The 17309-nt window shown below is 70.6% G+C and carries 15 protein-coding genes and 1 pseudogene; 9 read left to right on the forward strand and 7 right to left on the reverse strand.

Features of this window, described 5'->3' with window-relative positions; translation table 11 throughout:
• Positions 1-98: 98 nt before the first annotated feature.
• Positions 99-809, forward strand: a complete 711-nt coding sequence (serB, locus tag C3B71_RS08650; RefSeq protein ID WP_108969733.1) for a phosphoserine phosphatase SerB — start codon at positions 99-101, stop codon at positions 807-809.
• A gap of 70 nt (positions 810-879) precedes the next feature.
• On the opposite strand, the gene C3B71_RS08655 is transcribed toward serB, so the two are convergent.
• A complete protein-coding gene (locus C3B71_RS08655; RefSeq protein WP_073331580.1) occupies positions 880-1392 on the reverse strand; it encodes a SixA phosphatase family protein in 513 nt (170 codons plus the stop codon).
• Between the two features lie 4 nt (positions 1393-1396).
• Positions 1397-2236 carry an SDR family oxidoreductase gene (locus C3B71_RS08660; protein ID WP_108969735.1) on the reverse strand — a complete coding sequence of 280 codons (840 nt, stop codon included), beginning with the start codon at positions 2234-2236 and terminating at the stop codon, positions 1397-1399.
• A 190-nt stretch (positions 2237-2426) separates the two neighbouring features.
• On the opposite strand from C3B71_RS08660, the pseudogene dusB reads away from it, so the two are divergent.
• A pseudogene (dusB, locus tag C3B71_RS08665) lies at positions 2427-3616 on the forward strand (tRNA dihydrouridine synthase DusB).
• A 95-nt stretch (positions 3617-3711) separates the two neighbouring features.
• On the opposite strand, the gene C3B71_RS08670 reads toward dusB, so the two are convergent.
• Positions 3712-5130, reverse strand: a complete 1419-nt coding sequence (locus C3B71_RS08670; protein ID WP_396027145.1) for a YibE/F family protein — start codon at positions 5128-5130, stop codon at positions 3712-3714.
• A gap of 479 nt (positions 5131-5609) precedes the next feature.
• Here C3B71_RS08670 and C3B71_RS08675 point away from each other — a divergent pair, with 479 nt between their 5' ends.
• On the forward strand, positions 5610-6725 hold the full coding sequence (locus C3B71_RS08675) for a hypothetical protein (RefSeq protein WP_108967426.1): 1116 nt from the start codon (positions 5610-5612) through the stop codon (positions 6723-6725).
• Positions 6726-6965: 240 nt separating this feature from the next.
• Here the strand turns inward: C3B71_RS08675 and C3B71_RS08680 are convergent, their stop codons facing one another.
• Positions 6966-8360, reverse strand: a complete 1395-nt coding sequence (locus tag C3B71_RS08680) for a glycine--tRNA ligase (RefSeq protein WP_108967428.1) — start codon at positions 8358-8360, stop codon at positions 6966-6968.
• A gap of 136 nt (positions 8361-8496) precedes the next feature.
• On the opposite strand from C3B71_RS08680, the gene C3B71_RS08685 reads away from it, so the two are divergent.
• The 4 genes from C3B71_RS08685 to C3B71_RS08700 are packed head-to-tail and all read left to right on the forward strand — an operon-like array spanning position 8497 to position 11777.
• A complete protein-coding gene (locus tag C3B71_RS08685; protein WP_396027144.1) occupies positions 8497-9498 on the forward strand; it encodes a metal ABC transporter substrate-binding protein in 1002 nt (333 codons plus the stop codon).
• A 52-nt stretch (positions 9499-9550) separates the two neighbouring features.
• Complete coding sequence (locus C3B71_RS08690) at positions 9551-10411, forward strand: metal ABC transporter ATP-binding protein (RefSeq protein WP_073331567.1); 861 nt, start codon at positions 9551-9553, stop codon at positions 10409-10411.
• A complete protein-coding gene (locus C3B71_RS08695; protein WP_108967432.1) occupies positions 10408-11352 on the forward strand; it encodes a metal ABC transporter permease in 945 nt (314 codons plus the stop codon). Before C3B71_RS08690 ends, C3B71_RS08695 begins: the two co-directional genes overlap by 4 nt.
• A complete protein-coding gene (locus C3B71_RS08700; protein ID WP_108967434.1) occupies positions 11349-11777 on the forward strand; it encodes a Fur family transcriptional regulator in 429 nt (142 codons plus the stop codon). The genes C3B71_RS08695 and C3B71_RS08700 overlap by 4 nt, the downstream gene beginning before the upstream one ends.
• Before the next feature lie 40 nt (positions 11778-11817).
• On the opposite strand, the gene uppS is transcribed toward C3B71_RS08700, so the two are convergent.
• Genes uppS through leuA form a run of 3 tightly spaced genes read right to left on the reverse strand, consistent with a single transcriptional unit; the run spans position 11818 to position 15193 of the window.
• Complete coding sequence (gene uppS, locus C3B71_RS08705; RefSeq protein WP_108967437.1) at positions 11818-12651, reverse strand: polyprenyl diphosphate synthase; 834 nt, start codon at positions 12649-12651, stop codon at positions 11818-11820.
• A gap of 1 nt (position 12652) precedes the next feature.
• Positions 12653-13402: a DNA repair protein RecO gene (recO, locus tag C3B71_RS08710; RefSeq protein ID WP_108967439.1), complete on the reverse strand. Its 750-nt coding sequence runs from the start codon at positions 13400-13402 to the stop codon at positions 12653-12655.
• Positions 13403-13414: 12 nt separating this feature from the next.
• Complete coding sequence (gene leuA, locus C3B71_RS08715; RefSeq protein WP_108967442.1) at positions 13415-15193, reverse strand: 2-isopropylmalate synthase; 1779 nt, start codon at positions 15191-15193, stop codon at positions 13415-13417.
• Positions 15194-15525: 332 nt separating this feature from the next.
• On the opposite strand from leuA, the gene C3B71_RS08720 reads away from it, so the two are divergent.
• Together C3B71_RS08720 and C3B71_RS08725 are read left to right on the forward strand one after the other, a co-directional pair.
• Entirely contained in the window at positions 15526-16461 is a 936-nt protein-coding gene (locus C3B71_RS08720) for an ABC transporter ATP-binding protein (protein ID WP_108967444.1), read from the forward strand.
• Positions 16458-17309 (forward strand): ABC transporter permease, encoded by an 852-nt coding sequence (locus C3B71_RS08725; protein WP_073331555.1) that lies wholly within the window; start codon positions 16458-16460, stop codon positions 17307-17309. The genes C3B71_RS08720 and C3B71_RS08725 overlap by 4 nt, the downstream gene beginning before the upstream one ends.

The raw sequence follows: 17309 nt of genomic DNA on the forward strand, positions 1-17309 counted from the left end.
GGCCGCCCAGCGGCCTGATGCGGACCGCCGCCCCGGGATCCTCACGGTCCCGGGGCGGCGTCGTATGCGGCGGGGCGGCGTTGGCTACCATCCTGGCCATGCACGCCTCTACGCCCCCGTCCTCCCAGTCGACCGGTCTGCCGCGCGTGTCCGGGGCCCATGCGAGCGGGGAGCTGGCCGCCCTGGGGCCCGGCCTGCTGGTCATGGATGTGGACTCCACCCTGATCGAGCAGGAGGTGATCGAGCTGATCGCCGAGCGGGCGGGCACCCGCGAGCGCGTCGCCGAGGTGACCGCGCGGGCCATGCGCGGCGAGCTGGACTTCGCCGCCTCCCTGCGTGAGCGCGTGGCGACGCTGGCCGGAGTTCCGGAGACGGTGTTCGCCGAGGTGCTCGGCGAGGTGCGGCTGACCCCGGGCGCGCGCGAGCTCATCGGGGCGCTGCATGCGCGCGGCTGCCGGGTCGGGGTCGTCTCCGGCGGCTTCGAGGAGGTGGTGTGCCCGCTGGCGAGCAGCCTCGGGATCGACCATGTGGCCGCCAACCGGCTGGAGGTGGCGGACGGGGTGCTCACCGGCCGGGTGCTGGGGCGCATCGTGGACCGCCAGGAGAAGATTCGCTGCCTGCACGCCTGGGCGCAGGCCGACGGCGTGCCCATGACCCGCACCGTGGCGATGGGCGACGGCGCCAACGACCTGGGCATGATCGCCGAGGCGGGGCTGGGGGTGGCGTTCTGCGCCAAGCCGGTGGTTGCCGAGTCCGCGCCCGCGGCCGTGCACGTGCGTGACCTGACCGCGGTGCTGGACCTGCTCTGAAGCCGTTGCGATGCCGCGGCCGCCGAGTTCGGTCGGGCGGCCGCGCTCCCCGGTCTGCGCAGTGGCGGGCTCAGCGCGGGGCGGTGACGATTTCGTTCAGGTGTGCGGTCTGCGGGCCGAGCCCCGCCCAGTTGACCGGTACCTGCAGCAGGAGCGCCGTGGCGGTGGGGATGCCGAAGGAGACCTGGTTGGCCAGGTCGTCGACGGTGTCGTGCAGCATGTGCGCCAGCACCGACACGGTCGGCTCGTGGCCGACGACGAGCACGTGCCGGGTCGTCTCCGGCAGCGGCTGCAGCAGTCGCAGGATGCCGCCGGGGCCCTCGTGGTAGATCTCGGGCTCCACGCGGGTGAGTGCGGGGCTCATGCGCTCGCGCATGGGACCGGCGGTCTGGCGGGCGCGGGCGGCCGGGGATACCAGCAGCAGGTCGAGGCTCGGCACCCGCCGTTCCAGGGCGTGGGCGAGTTCGTCGGCGAGCAGCCGCCCCCGTGAGGTGAGCGGGCGCTCCAGGTCGGTGGGGGCGTTGTGGGACGCCTTCGAATGCCGAACCAGCACGAGGATCTTGCCGGAGGAGTCAGTCGTCACGCGGCTACCCTACCGTCAGCGGCAGGGTGGCGCCGCCGTCGGCCCGGATGACCTGGCCGGTGGTGGCCGGCAGCCAGTCGGACAGCAGCGCGACGGCAGTGCGGGCGACGGGGCGCGCATCGCGGTGGTCCCAGCCCAGCGGTGCCGTGGTCTCCCAATGCCGGGCCAACGCGTCCAGGCCGGGGATGGCACCGGCAGCGGGAGTGGACAGGGGACCTGCGCCGATCGCATTGACGCGCACGCCCGCCGGGCCGAGTTCGACGGCGAGACTGCGCACGCACGCCTCCAGCGCGGCCTTGAGCGGCCCCATCCAGCCGTAGCCGGAGTGCACGTGGGAGGTGTCGAAGGTGAGAGCCACCACCGCCGCGCGTGGGGCGAGTAGGGGGCGTACCGCGTCAACCAGGGCCGGCAGGGAGGCGGCCGTGGTGGTGAAGGCCTCCGCCAGCCTCTGCTGGCGCCCGGCTCCGGCCGTGGCGGGGGCGGCGTCGGGGTCGCCGTCGGGGCCGGGTAGCAGGGTTCCGAGCAACTCTGCGTCGGCGTGGGCGATGGCGTGTACGACGCCGTCCAGCCGCCCCACTCCGGCGGCCCGCAGCCGCGGCGCCAGTTCGGCCAGGTCGGCGGGGTCGGTGACATCCAGCGGCAGCACGAGGTCGATGCCGTGCCGGCGGGCGACCGCCCGGGTGAGCGACAGCGTGCGGGGGTGGCCGGTGAGCACCACGCGTGCGCCCTGTTCGCGGGCGGCGGTGGCGATGGCGGTGGCGATGGAGGCGGGTCGCAGCACGCCGGTGACGAGGACGGTGCGCCCGTCCAGCAGGCCCACGGGCGGGGCCGGTTGCTCGCTCATGGCGTCAGCCTTGCACGTGGCGGCGACGACGGCGTGGATATGCCAGCATGTGCCGGTGACCGCCTCACCCGACTCCACCCGTCCGCCCACTCCTGGCTCCTCCCCCGCCGCCACCCGGCCCGGGCCGGCCGTGGCCGCGCCGCTGCATATCGGCCCGCTGGAGATCGCCACGCCGGTGGTGCTAGCCCCCATGGCGGGAGTGACGAACGCGTCGTTCAGGCGCCTGTGCCGCCTCTACGGGGAGCGGGCGCTGCCCGAGGCGCTGCGTCCGCAACAGGAGGGCCCGGTTACCACCGTCGCCGGCGGCCTGGCCGCACCGGCGGGCCTGTATGTCACCGAGATGGTGACCACCCGCGCACTGGTGGAGCGCAACGCCAAGACCCTGGCGATGGTGCGTACGGACCCCGCCGAGCGGGTGCGTTCGATTCAGCTGTACGGGGTGGATCCGGCCACGGTTGCGGCCGCGGTGCGGATCCTGGTGACCGAGGACCTGGCCGACCACATCGATCTGAACTTCGGCTGTCCCGTGCCGAAGGTGACTCGCAAGGGCGGGGGTGCCGCCCTGCCGTGGAAGCGGGACCTGCTGGAGGCGATCATGCGCGCGGCGGTGCAGGCCAGTGAGAGTGCGGTTGCCGTCACCGGCCGGCAGCGCGCGGTGCCGGTGACGGTGAAGATGCGGCTGGGGATTGACGACGACCACGAGACCTTCCTGGACGCGGCGCGTCTGGCCGCGGACGCCGGGATCGCCGCCCTGACGCTGCACGCGCGTACCGCCCGGCAGCACTATGCGGGCAAGGCGAGCTGGGAGCAGATCGCCCGGTTGAAGGAGGCCACCAGCCTGCCGGTGCTCGGCAACGGCGACATCTGGAGCGGGGACGACGCCGTGGCCATGCTTGAGACGACCGGCTGCGACGGCGTCGTCGTGGGGCGCGGCTGCCAGGGGCGGCCGTGGTTGTTTGCCGACATCGTGGCGGCCATGCATGGTCGCGCGGAACGCACCCGACCCGACCTGGACGCGGTGATCGCCGTGATCAAGGAGCACGGGCGGCTGCTGGCGGCCGAGCTGGGCGAGGACCGGGGTGTGCGCGATCTGCGCAAGCACATCGGCTGGTACCTCAAGGGCTACCCGGTGGGCGGGGCGGCGCGCGCCGAGCTGATGCGCGTGTTCTCGCTCGCCGACCTCGATGCGGCCCTGGCGCGGATGCGGGAGCGCCTGCCCGCGCAGGTGCCCTTCCCGGGGCGGCGGCCGAGGGTCCGCGGGGGCGGGCCGGCAGCCCGCGCCGCCCCCACCTGCCCGACGGCTGGCTGGACTCCCCCTACCTCGGACCCGCGGATCGGGCGCTGCTGGCCGAGGCCGAACTGGACGTCTCCGGCGGTTGAGCCGAGGCGGCGCCCCCGGTCCCTTGCCGAGTCGAGGCGCCACGCCCGGTCCCCTTCCGGCATGCGGCTCAAGGCCGGTGCCCGCGTCGTGCCGATCAGGCCTCGGCGGTCGCGGCCGGCTCGCCGGTGCGGCACAGGGCGGCGGCGATCGCCGTCGTCGCCGGGATGGCCAGCACCAGGCCGATGGAGGACACCAGGGTGCGCACGACCTCCTCGGCGATCTCGCCCGAAAGCAGCGTGGCGGCCAGGGGCCGGTCGATCAGCGAGGCCGCCAGGATGAGCGGCAGGGCCGTGCCGGCGTAGGCGAAGGCGAGGGTGTAGACGGTGGAGGCGATGTGGTCACGGCCGATCCGCATGCCGCCGGTAAACAAGCGGGCACGGCCCAGCGCGGGGTTGGCGGCGTGCAGCTCCCACACGGCGGAGGCCTGGGTGATGGTGACGTCGTTGAGCACGCCCAGGGCCGCCACCACCATGCCGCAGGTGAGCAGCGCCTGCAGGTTGATGCCGCCCACCATTGAGGTCAGGGTCAGGGCGGTCTCGTCGGTGGCGCCGGTCAGGTTGGCGGCGTCCACGCCCCACAGGGACAGCAGGACGGTGATGACCACGCCGGCGAAGGTGCCCAGCAGGGCGGTGGTGGTGCGCACGGAGATGCCGTGGGCGACGTAGACGGCCAGCAGCATCATCGCCGAGGCGCCCACCAGCGTCACCCACATGGGTGAGGCCAGGTCCAGCAGCGCCGGGATCATGAAGCCGAGCAGGACGCCCGTAGCCAGCAGCAGCCCCAGCACGCTGAGGGCACCCTTGCGGCCGGCGACGGCGACAACGAGCACCAGGTACACCACCGCCAGCGCGGTCACCGGCACCTGGCGGGCGTAGTCGACGAACACGTACGGGGTGCCGGAGGCCAGCGCGGCGGGGGCGTACATCACCTGCAGGCGGTCGCCGACGTCGGCCGCGGCCAGAGACTCGGCGGGGATGTGCACCGGCATGACCAGACCCGCGCCGTCGCCGGAGGTGATGCGCGCGCACACCGCGTCGGCGAGCAGCGAGTCGTTGGTCACTCCCTCCAGCGCGCCGGTGGTGTCGGCGCAGGCGGCGGTGTTCAGGGAGGTGATGGTGGCCGATTCGAGGGTGGCGCCGTCCGCGGTGAAGGGCTGGGAACCGACCAGGGAGTTCCCACTCGGCCACAGCACGATCAGACCGATAAGCGTGGCCACCACCAGGGGCACGACGATGGCGGCCAGCATCAGGCGCACCCGCCGGGCCTCGGCCGCCCCCAGGTTGAGGGGGCCGGAGTGGCTGTGCGCCGCCGAGGATACGTGCGGGATCGAGGTGTGCGAGCCCGAGGCGTGCGGGCTCGAGGCGTGCGGGCTCGAGGCGTGTGGGCCCGAGGCGTGTGGGCCCGAGGCGCCATCGGCGCGCCCGGTCGGTGATTCCCCGGCGTCCGCGTTGCTCGGCCCGTCGATGAGCGGGTCGGCGGGCGCTGCGGCGGTCGGCGTCGTCTCGTCGTTCACGCCGCCATCATGCCCGCCGGCGGTGTGAAACCGCAGGCACCGCGCAGGCACGTCGCCCTGAGGCGGCCGGCCCCGGCTTGAGCCGGCTTGAGGTACCGCGGGCGGCACGAGCCGGCAGGCGTGCGCCGACCAGCCGCTCATGCCCCGGCCAAATACACCCCGGCGCGTTGCACGACCCCGGGCCGCGTTGCACGACCTTCGGGTGCGTTGCACGACCCCCGGGTGGTCGTGCAACAGGCACCGAGGTCGTGCAATGTCACCGAGGTCGTGCAGTGAGAGGCCCGCGGCACCGCAAAACGAGACCAACCAGCGGTCGAGGAGTATGGACAGGGTGGACCACCGAAATACTCCCGCGGAGGCTGGCCAACCAAGGCACCAAAACCCACAGGTGCCATTAGCGGCACCCCAGACAACCGCTTGTCCACAGTCGACGATGCGAGTAGTGGTCATCGCACCCGACTTCGGCGAATGCTGGAGGCATGCCCGCCTCGCCTGACCAAGCTCGCGACCGTGATCTGTTTCCCGTGCTGATTCACACCGGTCGGCATGACCGCGCCGGCGTCACGGTCCCCCGCTCCGCGCTGCGGCTTGCTCCCGGCATTCACTGGGTTCCAGCCCCCGAGGCGAAGCGCTGGCAGCACCGCTATACCTTGGCCTTGGCACGCGCCATAACCGCGCAAACAACGCACCGCTCCGCACGCTGCCTCACCCACGCGTCCGCCGCACTTGTACTTGGCCTGCCAATGATGACCCAGGAACCGGACGTATACCTGGCGGTTCCCAGCACGCCCAAGCGAGTTGGCACGCCGCTGCCCTTGATCAGCGTGCCTCCCACGGGACCGCCGCGGTCGAGCGCAAACGAGGACTTCTACTGCCGACAGATCATGCTCTGGCGCCGACACTTGGACCTCCCGGAGAAAGACATCACCGTGGTCGGCGGGATGCCGGTCACCACCGTCTTACGTACCGCCTTCGACTGTGCGTTCGACGAGCCCGCGCACAATGCCCTGGCGATTGCCGACGCGGCCCTGCGCCTGTACTGTCGCACACAGCACGACAACCGCAGCCTGGATGCGCAGGCCGAAGCACGCGCCCGCGACATTTGGCAAGAATGGCTTCAGCAGTCCGCACGCAGACACGGAGTCGCACAAGCACGGGCAGTACTGGGGGCGGCGACGCCGCTGGCCGACTCTCCTGGCGAAAGCGTCATGCGCTGGCTGACTCTCGTACTCGGACTTGCGCCGCCACAAGTGCAGTACCGGGTGAGCGACCGCGCGAACATGTGGTGGCTCGACCTGTGCTGGCCCGAGCACGGGATCGTCATCGAGGTTGACGGCCGGATGAAGTACAACACCCGGGAGGACGCCTGGCAGGAGAAACTGCGCCAGGACGCCATCCAGGCCATGGGCTGGCGATTCATACGCGTGACTTACGGAGAGTTCCGCGATCTGCGCGCGCTGGCGGACAAGATCCTCGCGGCCTTTCCGCCCGGGGTTGTCGCCTCGCTCAGACCCAACCGTGATCTGCTGCGGCCGGGTACGAGGCTGGAAGCGGGGCTGCACGAAGGCTCCCTGCTGGGAATGCGCCGACGCTAAACGCAGTCGCCCCACGCGTGCTCCCCGAACCGAGCCGACGCCGGGCACATCTCATGCACAGCACGACCCCCGGCTGCGTTGCACGACCTCGGTGCCTGTTGCACGACCACCCGGGGGTCGTGGAACACACACCAGGGTCGTGCAATGTCACAAAGGTCGTGGAACGGCCGCGCTGCCCGGCCAGACGCCAATCAGGCGCCGGCCGGGCAGCCAGCATCTAGTTGGCCAACAGCGGACTGTTCAGCAGCCGACCAGGCGCTCGGCGAGGTAGCGCTCCACGCCCTCGAGCGGGATGCGCTCCTGGGCCATGGTGTCGCGCTCGCGCACCGTCACCGCACCGTCCTCGGGCGACTCGAAGTCGTAGGTGATGCAGAAGGGGGTGCCGACCTCGTCCTGGCGGCGGTAGCGGCGCCCGACGGCGCCGGCCTCGTCGTACTCGACGTTCCAGTTGCGGCGCAGCCGGGCGGCGAGCTCGCGGGCCGGGCCGGTCAGTTCCTCCTTGCGGCTCAGCGGCAGCACGGCGGCCTTGACCGGGGCCAGGCGCGGGTCCAGGCGCAGCAGCACGCGCTTGTCGACGCCGCCCTTGGTGTTGGGCGCCTCGTCCTCGGTGTAGGCCTCCACCAGGAAGGCCATCAGCGAGCGGGTCAGGCCCGCCGACGGCTCGATCACGTAGGGGGTCCAGCGCTCGTTCTTCCCCTGGTCGAAGTAGGACAGGTCCTTGCCTGAGTGATCGGCGTGGGTGGACAGGTCGAAGTCGGTGCGGTTGGCGATGCCCTCCAGCTCGCCCCACTCCCCGCCGGCGAAGCCGAAGCGGTACTCCAGGTCGACGGTGCGCTTGGAGTAGTGGGAGAGCTTCTCCTTGGGGTGCTCGTACAGGCGCAGGTTGTCCTCGCTGATGCCCAGGTCCGTGTACCAGGCCTTGCGGTAGTCGATCCAGTACTGGTGCCACTCCTCGTCCGTGCCGGGCTCGACGAAGAACTCCAGCTCCATCTGCTCGAACTCGCGGGTGCGGAAGATGAAGTTGCCGGGCGTGATCTCGTTGCGGAAGGACTTGCCGACCTGTCCGATGCCGAAGGGCGGCTTCTTGCGGGCGGCGGTCATCACGTTGGTGAAGTTGATGAAGATGCCCTGGGCGGTCTCGGGGCGCAGGTAGTGCAGGCCGGCCTCGTCATCGACCGGGCCGAGGTAGGTCTTGAGCAGGCCGGAGAAGGCCTTCGGCTCGGTGAAGGCGCCGCGGGTGCCGCAGTTGGGGCACACGAGCTGGTCCAGGGTGACGGTGTCGGGATTGTCAATGCCGTGTTTGGCCGCGTAGGCCTCCTGCAGCTCGTCCTCGCGCAGCCGCTTGTGGCAGGAGGTGCACTCGATCAACGGGTCGGTGAAGGCGGCCACGTGGCCGGAGGCGACCCACACCTCGCGCGGCAGGATGACCGAGGAGTCCAGGCCGACGACGTCGTCGCGGGACCGCACCATGTACTGCCACCACTGGCGCTTGATGTTCTCCTTCAGCTCCACGCCCAGCGGCCCGTAGTCCCAGGCCGAACGAGTGCCGCCGTAGATCTCGCCGCAGGGGAAGACGAAGCCACGCCGCTTGGCGAGGTTGATAACGCGGTCGAGCGTCGAGGGAGTTGCTGCCACTGTGTTTCTCCGTAGGTCCTGTTATGTGCTCTCGTCAGCTGCCGTCCGCGCCCCGCACGCGGTCGCCCGGACGAACGGGCTCAGTCTAAGGGGCGTCACGGGTCGGATTTGACGCCCGCCCCACAAGTAACTGAGAATGGTTCCCATGAACGTTTCTTTGCGCCCGCGCCGCCGCCCGCGCGCCCGCCGCACCCTGGCCGCCCTCTCCACGGTCGCGCTCGGGCTCACGGGCCTGTCACTGACCGCCTGCTCCGCCGATTCCACCGACGACGACGCGGCCGGGGACACGCTGTCCGTGGCGGCATCCTTCTACCCGATCCAGTACCTGGCCGAGGCGATCGGCGGCGACAACGTGACCGTCACCTCCATCACGCCCACCAACGTGGAGCCCCACGACTACGAGCTCGCCCCCAAGGATGTCACCGCCCTGTCGAGCACGGACCTGGTCGCCTACGTTCCCGGATTCCAGCCCTCACTGGACGACGCCCTGGCAGAGGTCGCCGGCCCCACCGTCGTGGATCTGTCCGAGGCGGTCGACCTGGTCCCCCACGACGGCGTGGAGCACGACGACGAGGCCGACGACGCCCACGAGTCCACGCAAGCCGACGACGGCGCGGACGCGGCAACCACCGACCCGCACTTCTGGCTCGACCCGGTAAGAATGCGGTCGGCCGCCCAGGCGATCGAGACCGCCCTGGCGCAGGCCGACCCGGACCACGCGGCCGACTTCGAGGCCAACCTCGCAGCTCTTACCGAGACCCTTGACGGCCTGGACAACGACTACTCCACCGGGCTCGCCCAGTGTGAGCGCAGCACCTTCGTCACCTCCCACGCCGCCTTCGGCTACCTGGCCGAACGCTACGGACTCACACAGGCCTCCGTGTCCGGCATCGACCCGGAGTCCGAGCCCAGCCCCGCCGAGCTCGCCACCGTCAAGCAGGTCGTGCAGGAGACCGGGACCACGACGATCTTCACCGAAGAACTGGTCTCCCCCAAGACCGCCGAGGCACTGGCGGCGGAGACCGGCGCCACTACCGCCGTGCTCAACCCGCTCGAGTCCGCACCCGAGTCCGGGGACTACGCTGACGCCATGTCCGCGAACCTGCAGGCGTTGCGCACCGCGCTGGCCTGCGAGTGAGTACGATTCCCATCATCGACATTCTTGACTCGACTTGCCTCAAAAGGACCCCATGACCCCAACCTCAGCGCCTGCGCGGGCGAGCATCCCACCGATCGAAGTGGCCGACGTCTCCGTGGTCCTCGGCTCCAGTCTGATCCTGGACGCCGTCGACCTGACCGTGCGCGGCGGCGAATCCGTCGCCCTGTTGGGCGCCAATGGCTCGGGCAAGTCCACGCTGGTCAAGACGATTCTCGGCCTGCTGCCGATCCGCTCGGGAGCGGTACACCTGTTCGGCCACGACGTCACCGACCGCCGCACGGTGCCCTGGGAACGGGTCGGATACGTACCGCAGCGGGTCGGGGTGGCCTCGGGTGTGCCGGCCACGGCACTGGAGGTGGTCCGCTCCGGGCTGCTCTCCCCCGGGCATCCCTTCGCCGACCGTGGTCGCACCGCCCGACAGCGGGCCCTGGAGGCCTTGGACGCCGTCGACCTGGCGGACCGGGCCCAGGACCACGTGCAGATCTTCTCCGGGGGCCAGTCCCAGCGCGTGCTGATCGCGCGGGCCCTGGTGCGCTCCCCCGAGCTGCTGCTGTTGGATGAGCCGCTGGCGGGCATCGACCGGGCCTCCCGGGAGGCACTGGCCACCACTCTGGCCGGTTTGCGCGCGCAGGGACTGACACTGTTGACCGTCCTGCACGAGATGGGCGAACTGGCCGACGTCGTCGAGCGGACTGTGGTCCTGGACGAGGGGCGGGTGGCATTCGACGGGCCGAAGCAGGCACTGGCCCACGATCACGCCCGTCACGACGAGCTCGGGCACGACCGCCTGGATGACTGTGAGCACGAGCACGCCCACGGCAGCACCGAGCCGGCCATTCACCACGCCCCGGTACTGACCACCTCCGTGCGTCAGGCGGGAGGCGTCAAATGAGCGCGCTCGCAGCAGCGCTGGGCGACATGCTCGCCAGCCCGCTCATGCAGCGGGCCTATATCGTCGCGGTGCTGGTCGGCCTGTCGGCCCCGGTGGTGGGCACCTACCTGGTGCAGCGGGGGCTGGCGCTGCTGGGCGACGGCATCGGCCACATCGCCCTGACCGGCGTGGCGCTGGGCTGGATCGCCGGGGCGGCCGCCAACGTCACCCCGCACGACGCCTGGGCGATCCCCGGGGCGATCGTCGCCTCCGTGCTCGGGGCGGTGCTGATCGAGGTGATTCGCGCCCGGGGGCGCACCCGCGGGGACGTGGCCCTGGCGATCCTGTTCTACGGCGGCATCGCCGGCGGCGTGATCCTCATCAAGCTGGCCGGGGGCACGACGACGAATCTGACCAGCTACCTGTTCGGCTCGATCGCCACCGTGTCGGCCTCGGACACTCGGTTCACGGTGGTGCTCGCCGTCATCGTGCTGGCCGTGGGGATCGGCCTGCGCGGGCCGCTGTTCGCGCTTTGTCACGATGAGGAGTTCGCGCGCTCGATCGGGCTGCCCACTGGGGTGTTGAACGTGACGGTCGCGGTGGTGGCGGCGCTGACCGTATCGGTGTCCATGCGCGTGGTCGGAGCACTGCTGGTGTCGGCGGTCATGATCGTGCCGGTGGCCATCGCCCAGCTGGTCTCCTACTCCTTCGGCCGCACCATGCACCTGGCCATGGCGATCGGCGTGGCCGCCTGCGTGATCGGGCTGACCATCACCTACTTCCTGGCGGCCTCGCCGGGCGCCATGATCGTGGTGCTGCTGGTGTGCACCTACGCCGTCGTCGCCCTGGTCAGCGGTCTGGTGCGCACCGTCCGCGCCAGGCGCGGGCGCCGTCCGGAGGCCGGTGACATGCGCGGCAGCATTGCCCAACGCAACCGCAGCGAGCAGGAGGTGCCCGCATGAGCATGAACACGTCCGCCGGTAACGGCAGTTCCCCACGCCACCGCGCCACCTGGCAGCGGGCCGCGGTGGCCGACATGCTGGCGCGCACCGACGAGTTCCGCTCCGCCCAGCAGATTCACGCGGCCTTGCAGGCGGAGGGCACGAAGGTGGGGTTGGCGACCGTCTACCGCAACCTGACCGCCATGGCCGAGGCCGGCGAGGTCGACCAGATCCGCAGCGCCGACGGCGAGGTCCTGTACCGGGAGTGCGAGCGGCCCGAGCACCACCACCACATCGTGTGCCGCTCGTGCGGGCGCACCGTGGAGGTGGCCGGCGGCGAGCTGGAGGAGTGGATTCGCCGGGTCTCCGCCGAGCAGGGCTATACGGACATGGAGCACACCGTGGAGTTCTTCGGCCTGTGCCCCGTCTGCTCGCGAGGTCGGTAGATCTTACGCACCGAGATCGGTTGAAGTGGCGTCGCCGGGTTCAGGACCGGGACGTCACCCGGTCGACGGCGCCGCCGAAGCGCCGCTCACGGTGCGCGTAGGCCTCGCAGGCGCGCCACAGTTCGGTGCGGTCGAACTCGGGCCAGGGCAGGTCGGAGAAGTACAGCTCCGCATAGGCCGAGGACCACATCAGGAAGTTGCTGGTGCGCTGCTCCCCGCCGGTGCGGATCAGCAGGTCCACATCCCGCATGTGCGGCGAGTACAGGTAGCGCTGCACGGTCTTCTCGTTGATCGACGCCGCCCGCAGCCGCCCGGCCTCCACGTCCTGGGCCATGGCGCGCGCGGCGTCGGCGATTTCGGCCCGGCCGCCGTAGTTCAGGCACATGTTCAGCACCATGGTGTCGTTGTCGGCGGTGATGCGCTCGGAGCGGCGCACCTCCTTGAGCACCGACTTCCACAGCCGCGGCTCGCGCCCCACCCAGTTCACGCGCACGCCCCAGGCCAGCAGGTCGTCGGTCTGGGCGCGCAGCACCGAGCGGGTGAAGCCCATGAGGAAGCGCACCTCCGCGGGTGAGCGCTTCCAGTTCTCGGTGGAGAAGGCGTACACGCTCAGCTCCTTGACCCCCAGTTCGACGGCGCCGGCGATCACGTCCATCATGGTCGACTCCCCCACCCGGTGGCCCTCGGTGCGGGGCAGGCCGCGCGCGTTGGCCCAGCGGCCGTTGCCGTCCATGACGCAGGCGACGTGTGCGGGCACGGCCGCCGGGTCGAGCGCCGGCGGGGTGAGCCCCCCGCGGTGGAGGGGGACGACGTCGAGCGGGCGCGGATCCGTGCCGGTCCCGTCGGCGGATGCTGAGCCTGTGGCGTCGGGCATGTCAGGCCCTTTCTACTAGGGAGAGGGAGCGCAGGCGCCGTTCCAGGTGCCAGGTCAGGTAGGCGGACACGCACCCGGACGCTTGGGCACGCTCGCGCGGGCTCGAGGCGTCGGCCAGCTCCCAGTTTCCCGAGAGCAGGGCACCGAGCAGCGCCATGGCGCCCGGTTCGACGTCGACGGCGCCGGCGGGTCGGCAGCCGGAGCAGACGGCGCCGCCGGCCTGCACGTGGAAGGCGGTATGCGGGCCGGGGGCGCCGCAGCGGGCGCAGTCGTAGCAGGAGGGCGCCCAGCCGGCCAGGGCCAGGGCCCGCAGCAGATAGGAGTCGAGTACCAGACCGGGGGCGTGACGGCGTCGCGCCAGCGCGGACAGCGCGCCGTACAGCAGCAGGAACTGCTGGGGGGAGTCGCTGGTGCCCAGGTCGCCGTCGTCCTGCGTGAGGCGCTCGGCGGTCTCCGCCATGGTCTCGGCGCAGGTGAACATCGCGTAGTCGGCGGCGATGCTGCGGCCGAAGGGGGCGATGGTCTCCACCTGGGTGACCACGTCCAGGCTGCGGCCGGCGTGCATCTGCACGTCGATCATGGAGAAGGGCTCCAGACGCGCGCCGAAGCGGGAGGTGGTGCGGCGCACCCCCTTGGCGACGGCGCGCACCTGCCCGTGGGCGCGGGTGAGCATGACGATGATGCGGTCGGCCTCGCCCAGTTTGTAGGTGCGCAGGACGATGGCCTCGTCCCGGTAGAGCCTCTCCCCCAAACGGCGCCTCCGTCAGCGCATGGCGCGGTTGACGGCGGAGATCACGGCCTTGAAGGAGGCGGTGGTGATGGAGGGGTCGATGCCGACGCCCCACAGCACCTGGCCGCCGACCTCGCACTCGACGTAGCAGGCGGCGCGGGCGTCACGCCCCTCACTCAGGGCGTGCTCGGCGTAGTCGAGGATGCGCACCTCGATGCCGGTCTGCTCCAGGGCGGTGACGAATGCGTCCAGCGGGCCGGAGCCGGAGGCCGTGAGCAGCTTGCGCTCGTCGCCGTCGGAGATGGTGACGGTGAGGATGGACTCGTCGTCGCCGACTGCCGTAAGGGTCGCCCCCTTGAGGCTGTAGCGGCCCCAGGCGGGCAGGTCGGCGCCGGGGGCGGCCGCGGCCGGCAGGTACTCGTCGGCGAAGATCGACCACAGCTCGTCGGCGTCGACCTCGCCGCCGAAGGTGTCGGTGTGGTGCTGGACGATGTTGGAGAACTCGATCTGCAGACGACGGGGCAGGTCGAGGTTGTGGGTGGTGCGCAGCAGGTAGGACACCCCGCCCTTGCCGGACTGGGAGTTCACCCGCACCACGGCCTCGTAGGAGCGGCCGACGTCGTGCGGGTCGATGGGCAGGTAGGGCATGGACCAGGGCACGGCCACCTCGGCCTCGGCCTGGCTCATGCCCTCGGCGGTCTTGGCGGCGACCTTCTCGGCGCGGGCCGCGAAGCCCTTCTTGATGGCGTCCTGGTGGGAGCCGGAGAAGGAGGTGTAGACGAGCTCGCCGGCGTAGGGGGTGCGCGGGGGCACATCCATCTGGGTGGAGTGCTCGACGACGCGGCGCACCTCGTCGATGTCGGACAGGTCGAGCATGGGGTCGATGCCCTGGCTGAACAGGTTCAGGGCCAGGGTGACCAGGTCGACGTTGCCAGTGCGCTCGCCGTGGCCGAACAGGCAGCCCTCCACGCGGTCGGCCCCGGCGAGCATGCCCAGTTCGGCGGCGGCGATGCCGGAGCCGCGGTCGTTGTGGTTGTGGATGGACAGGCACACGGCGTCGCGGTGGGAGAGGTTGCGGCTCATCCACTCGATCTGGTCGGCGTAGACATTGGGGGTGGCGCGCTCGACGGTGGCGGGCAGGTTGAGGATGATTTCGCGGTCGCCCTCGGGCTGCCACACGCCCATGACGGCCTCGCACACCTCCAGCGAGTACTCGCGCTCGGTGTCCACGAAGATCTCCGGGGAGTACTCGTAGCCGAAGATGGTGTCATCGGTGAGCACCTTCTCGGCCCGTGCCATTACCTGGCGGGTGCCCTCGACGGCGAGTTCGCGGATGTCGTCCTTGCCCATGCGGAAGACGACCTCGCGGAACAGCGGGGACAGGGCGTTGTACAGGTGGACGGTGGCGCGCGGGGCGCCCACGCAGGCGTCCAGGGTGCGGTCGATCAGGTCCTCGCGGGACTGGGTCAGCACCGAGATGGTGACGTCCTCGGGGATGGCGTCGTCCTCCACCAGGGAGCGCACGAAGTCGTAGTCGGTCTGGGAGGCGGCGGGGAAGCCGACCTCGATCTCCTTGAAGCCCATGCGCACCAGCAGGTCGAAGATGGCGCGCTTGGCGGCGGGGCCCATGGGCTCGATGAGGGACTGGTTGCCGTCGCGCAGATCGGTGCTCAGCCAGCGGGGGGCGTGGGTGATGCGGTTGTTAGGCCAGGTGCGGTCCGGCAGGGAGGCGTCGACGGTGTCGAGGAACGGCCGGTACTTGGTGAAGGGCATGCCGGAGGGCTGTTGCGGGGCGGGGCGGGCGGTACGCATGGGTCTGGTTCTCCTGAGCAGGTGTGCTTGGTTCCCGGCGCCGGTGCCCGGCGCGCCGGGGTGGCTGGCTACGCGAAGTAAGCCGCGGTCGGGGTGCCGGCCTGGTCAGGCCCCGCCGCGGCGACTAAGCAGGAGGTTCCGCTCCCGGACGGAGGTCGCGCGCACGGGGACACCGTACCGCGAATCCGCTGCTCCGCCACGCCAGGTCACAGTGTGGACGGCGCGACGACGGACGGATTTCGCGACTTGCAGCCACAGCAATCGTCATCACTACACGCATTATGTAGTAGGTCTGCTACGATCGATAGCGTACCTATCAGGAAGGAGCGGTCATGTCCCCTGCACCGCCCGCGATTACGACCCGCGGCGTCGACTTCGCCTACGGCAAGAACCCCGTGCTGCACGACGTCAGCCTCACGGTCCAGCCGGGCGAGGTGGTCTGCCTGCTCGGCCCCAACGGCGTCGGCAAGACCACGTTGGTGGAGAACCTGCTGGGCTCACTGCGCCCGCACGCGGGCAGCGTCCGCGTATTCGGCACCGATCCGCGCCGCGCAGGCGCCGCATTCTGGGCGCGGATCGGGCTGGTGCAGCAGAACTGGACCGATCACGCCAAGTGGCGGGTGAAGGATCAGCTGGAGTGGATCCGTTCCATGCAGCTGACCGCATCGGCGCGGGTGGCCACGATGGCCGAGGTGCTCGACGCCGTGGGTCTGGCTGACAAGTCCAACTCGCGTCTGTCCCGGCTCTCGGGAGGGCAGCGCCGCACGCTTGATTTCGCGGCGGCGCTGCTGGGGCGCCCGGAGCTGCTGATTCTTGATGAGCCGACGACGGGTCTGGACCCCTCCTCCAAGGCGCGCCTGCACGATCTGATTATGGAGCGCGTCGACGACCGCGCTACCGTGCTGATGACCACCCATGACCTTTCCGAGGCCGAGCGCCTGGCCTCGCGCGTGGTCATCATGGCGGCGGGACGGATCATCGCCGACGGCACCGTGGCCGAACTGCGCGAGCGGATCAGCAGCGAGGCGGAGGTGACCTGGATGCAGGACGGCGTACGCCATGTGCATGCCACCTCCAACCCCGAGCGCTTTCTACAGAAGCTGGACCTGGACGCGATCAGCGGGTTGACGGTCACCCGCCCCACCTTGGAAGAGGCCTACCTCGCCCTGGTCTCCCAGCCCGCGGAGGCCGAGCGAAGCAGCACAGATCACCTGGCCGTCCGGAGCGATCCGGCAACCACCCCTAGCACCAAGGAACCCCGGCCATGACCCCCACTCGATCTCTACCCCTGTCCGTACTACGCGCGGCGGCGCGTCAGGCCTATGGTGACCTGCGCCCGAACATCATGGGAGCCGGCGCGGCGTCAATTGTGCTTACCGTGGCCGCCATATTGGTCGTCTCCCGGATAAGCGACGGTCCGCTCCAAGGTTTCGGGTCTTCCAGCGCCTTCGGCACCATGCTCGCGGCCAGCTGCGTCGGCGGCTTCGCCAGTCTCATCATGATGCAGATAGGCGCGGAGACCTATACCGACCGCATCGGTGGCGCACTGCTGCGGGTGCGTATCCTCCCGCACGGACCGCTCACCTGGGCGATCGGCAAGACGCTTTCCACCGTGGTGCTGGTTTTCATCATGCAGGCGATGATCCTTCTGGGGACTGTCCTCTTGATTGATGTCGCTATGCCCGCCACCGGGACGGCGCTGCTCTGCCTGCTTATTGCCGCGCTGGCCTCGCTGGCGTGCGCGCCACTCGGGTTCTTCCTCAGCGTGTTCATCCGCGGCGTTTACAGTTACATGGTGAACATGGTGATCTGCCTCGCGCTGTTCTTGGCCGGTTGCTGCTACCCGACCTCCGCACTACCGGGCTGGGTACAGGGCATTCAAATGGTGCTGCCGACCTACTGGTCCGGGCACCTGACCCGCTGGGCGCTCGTGGGCGACCCGTCGTGGGAGATCGGTGGCAGCTTCCACCCGGCGTTGGGCTTCGGGGTGCTGCTGGCCTGGGTCGTCGTCGGCTTCGCGCTGGTGCCGCCGGTGATTCGCCGCAGCTTCCGCAAGGAGACGATCGGCGGCCTGAACCGCACCCAGTCAACGATCCGCTCGCAGACTGGGCTGTGA

This window comes from Actinomyces sp. Z16, assembly GCF_003111765.1.
Classification (GTDB): Bacteria; Actinomycetota; Actinomycetes; order Actinomycetales; family Actinomycetaceae; genus Actinomyces; species Actinomyces glycerinitolerans.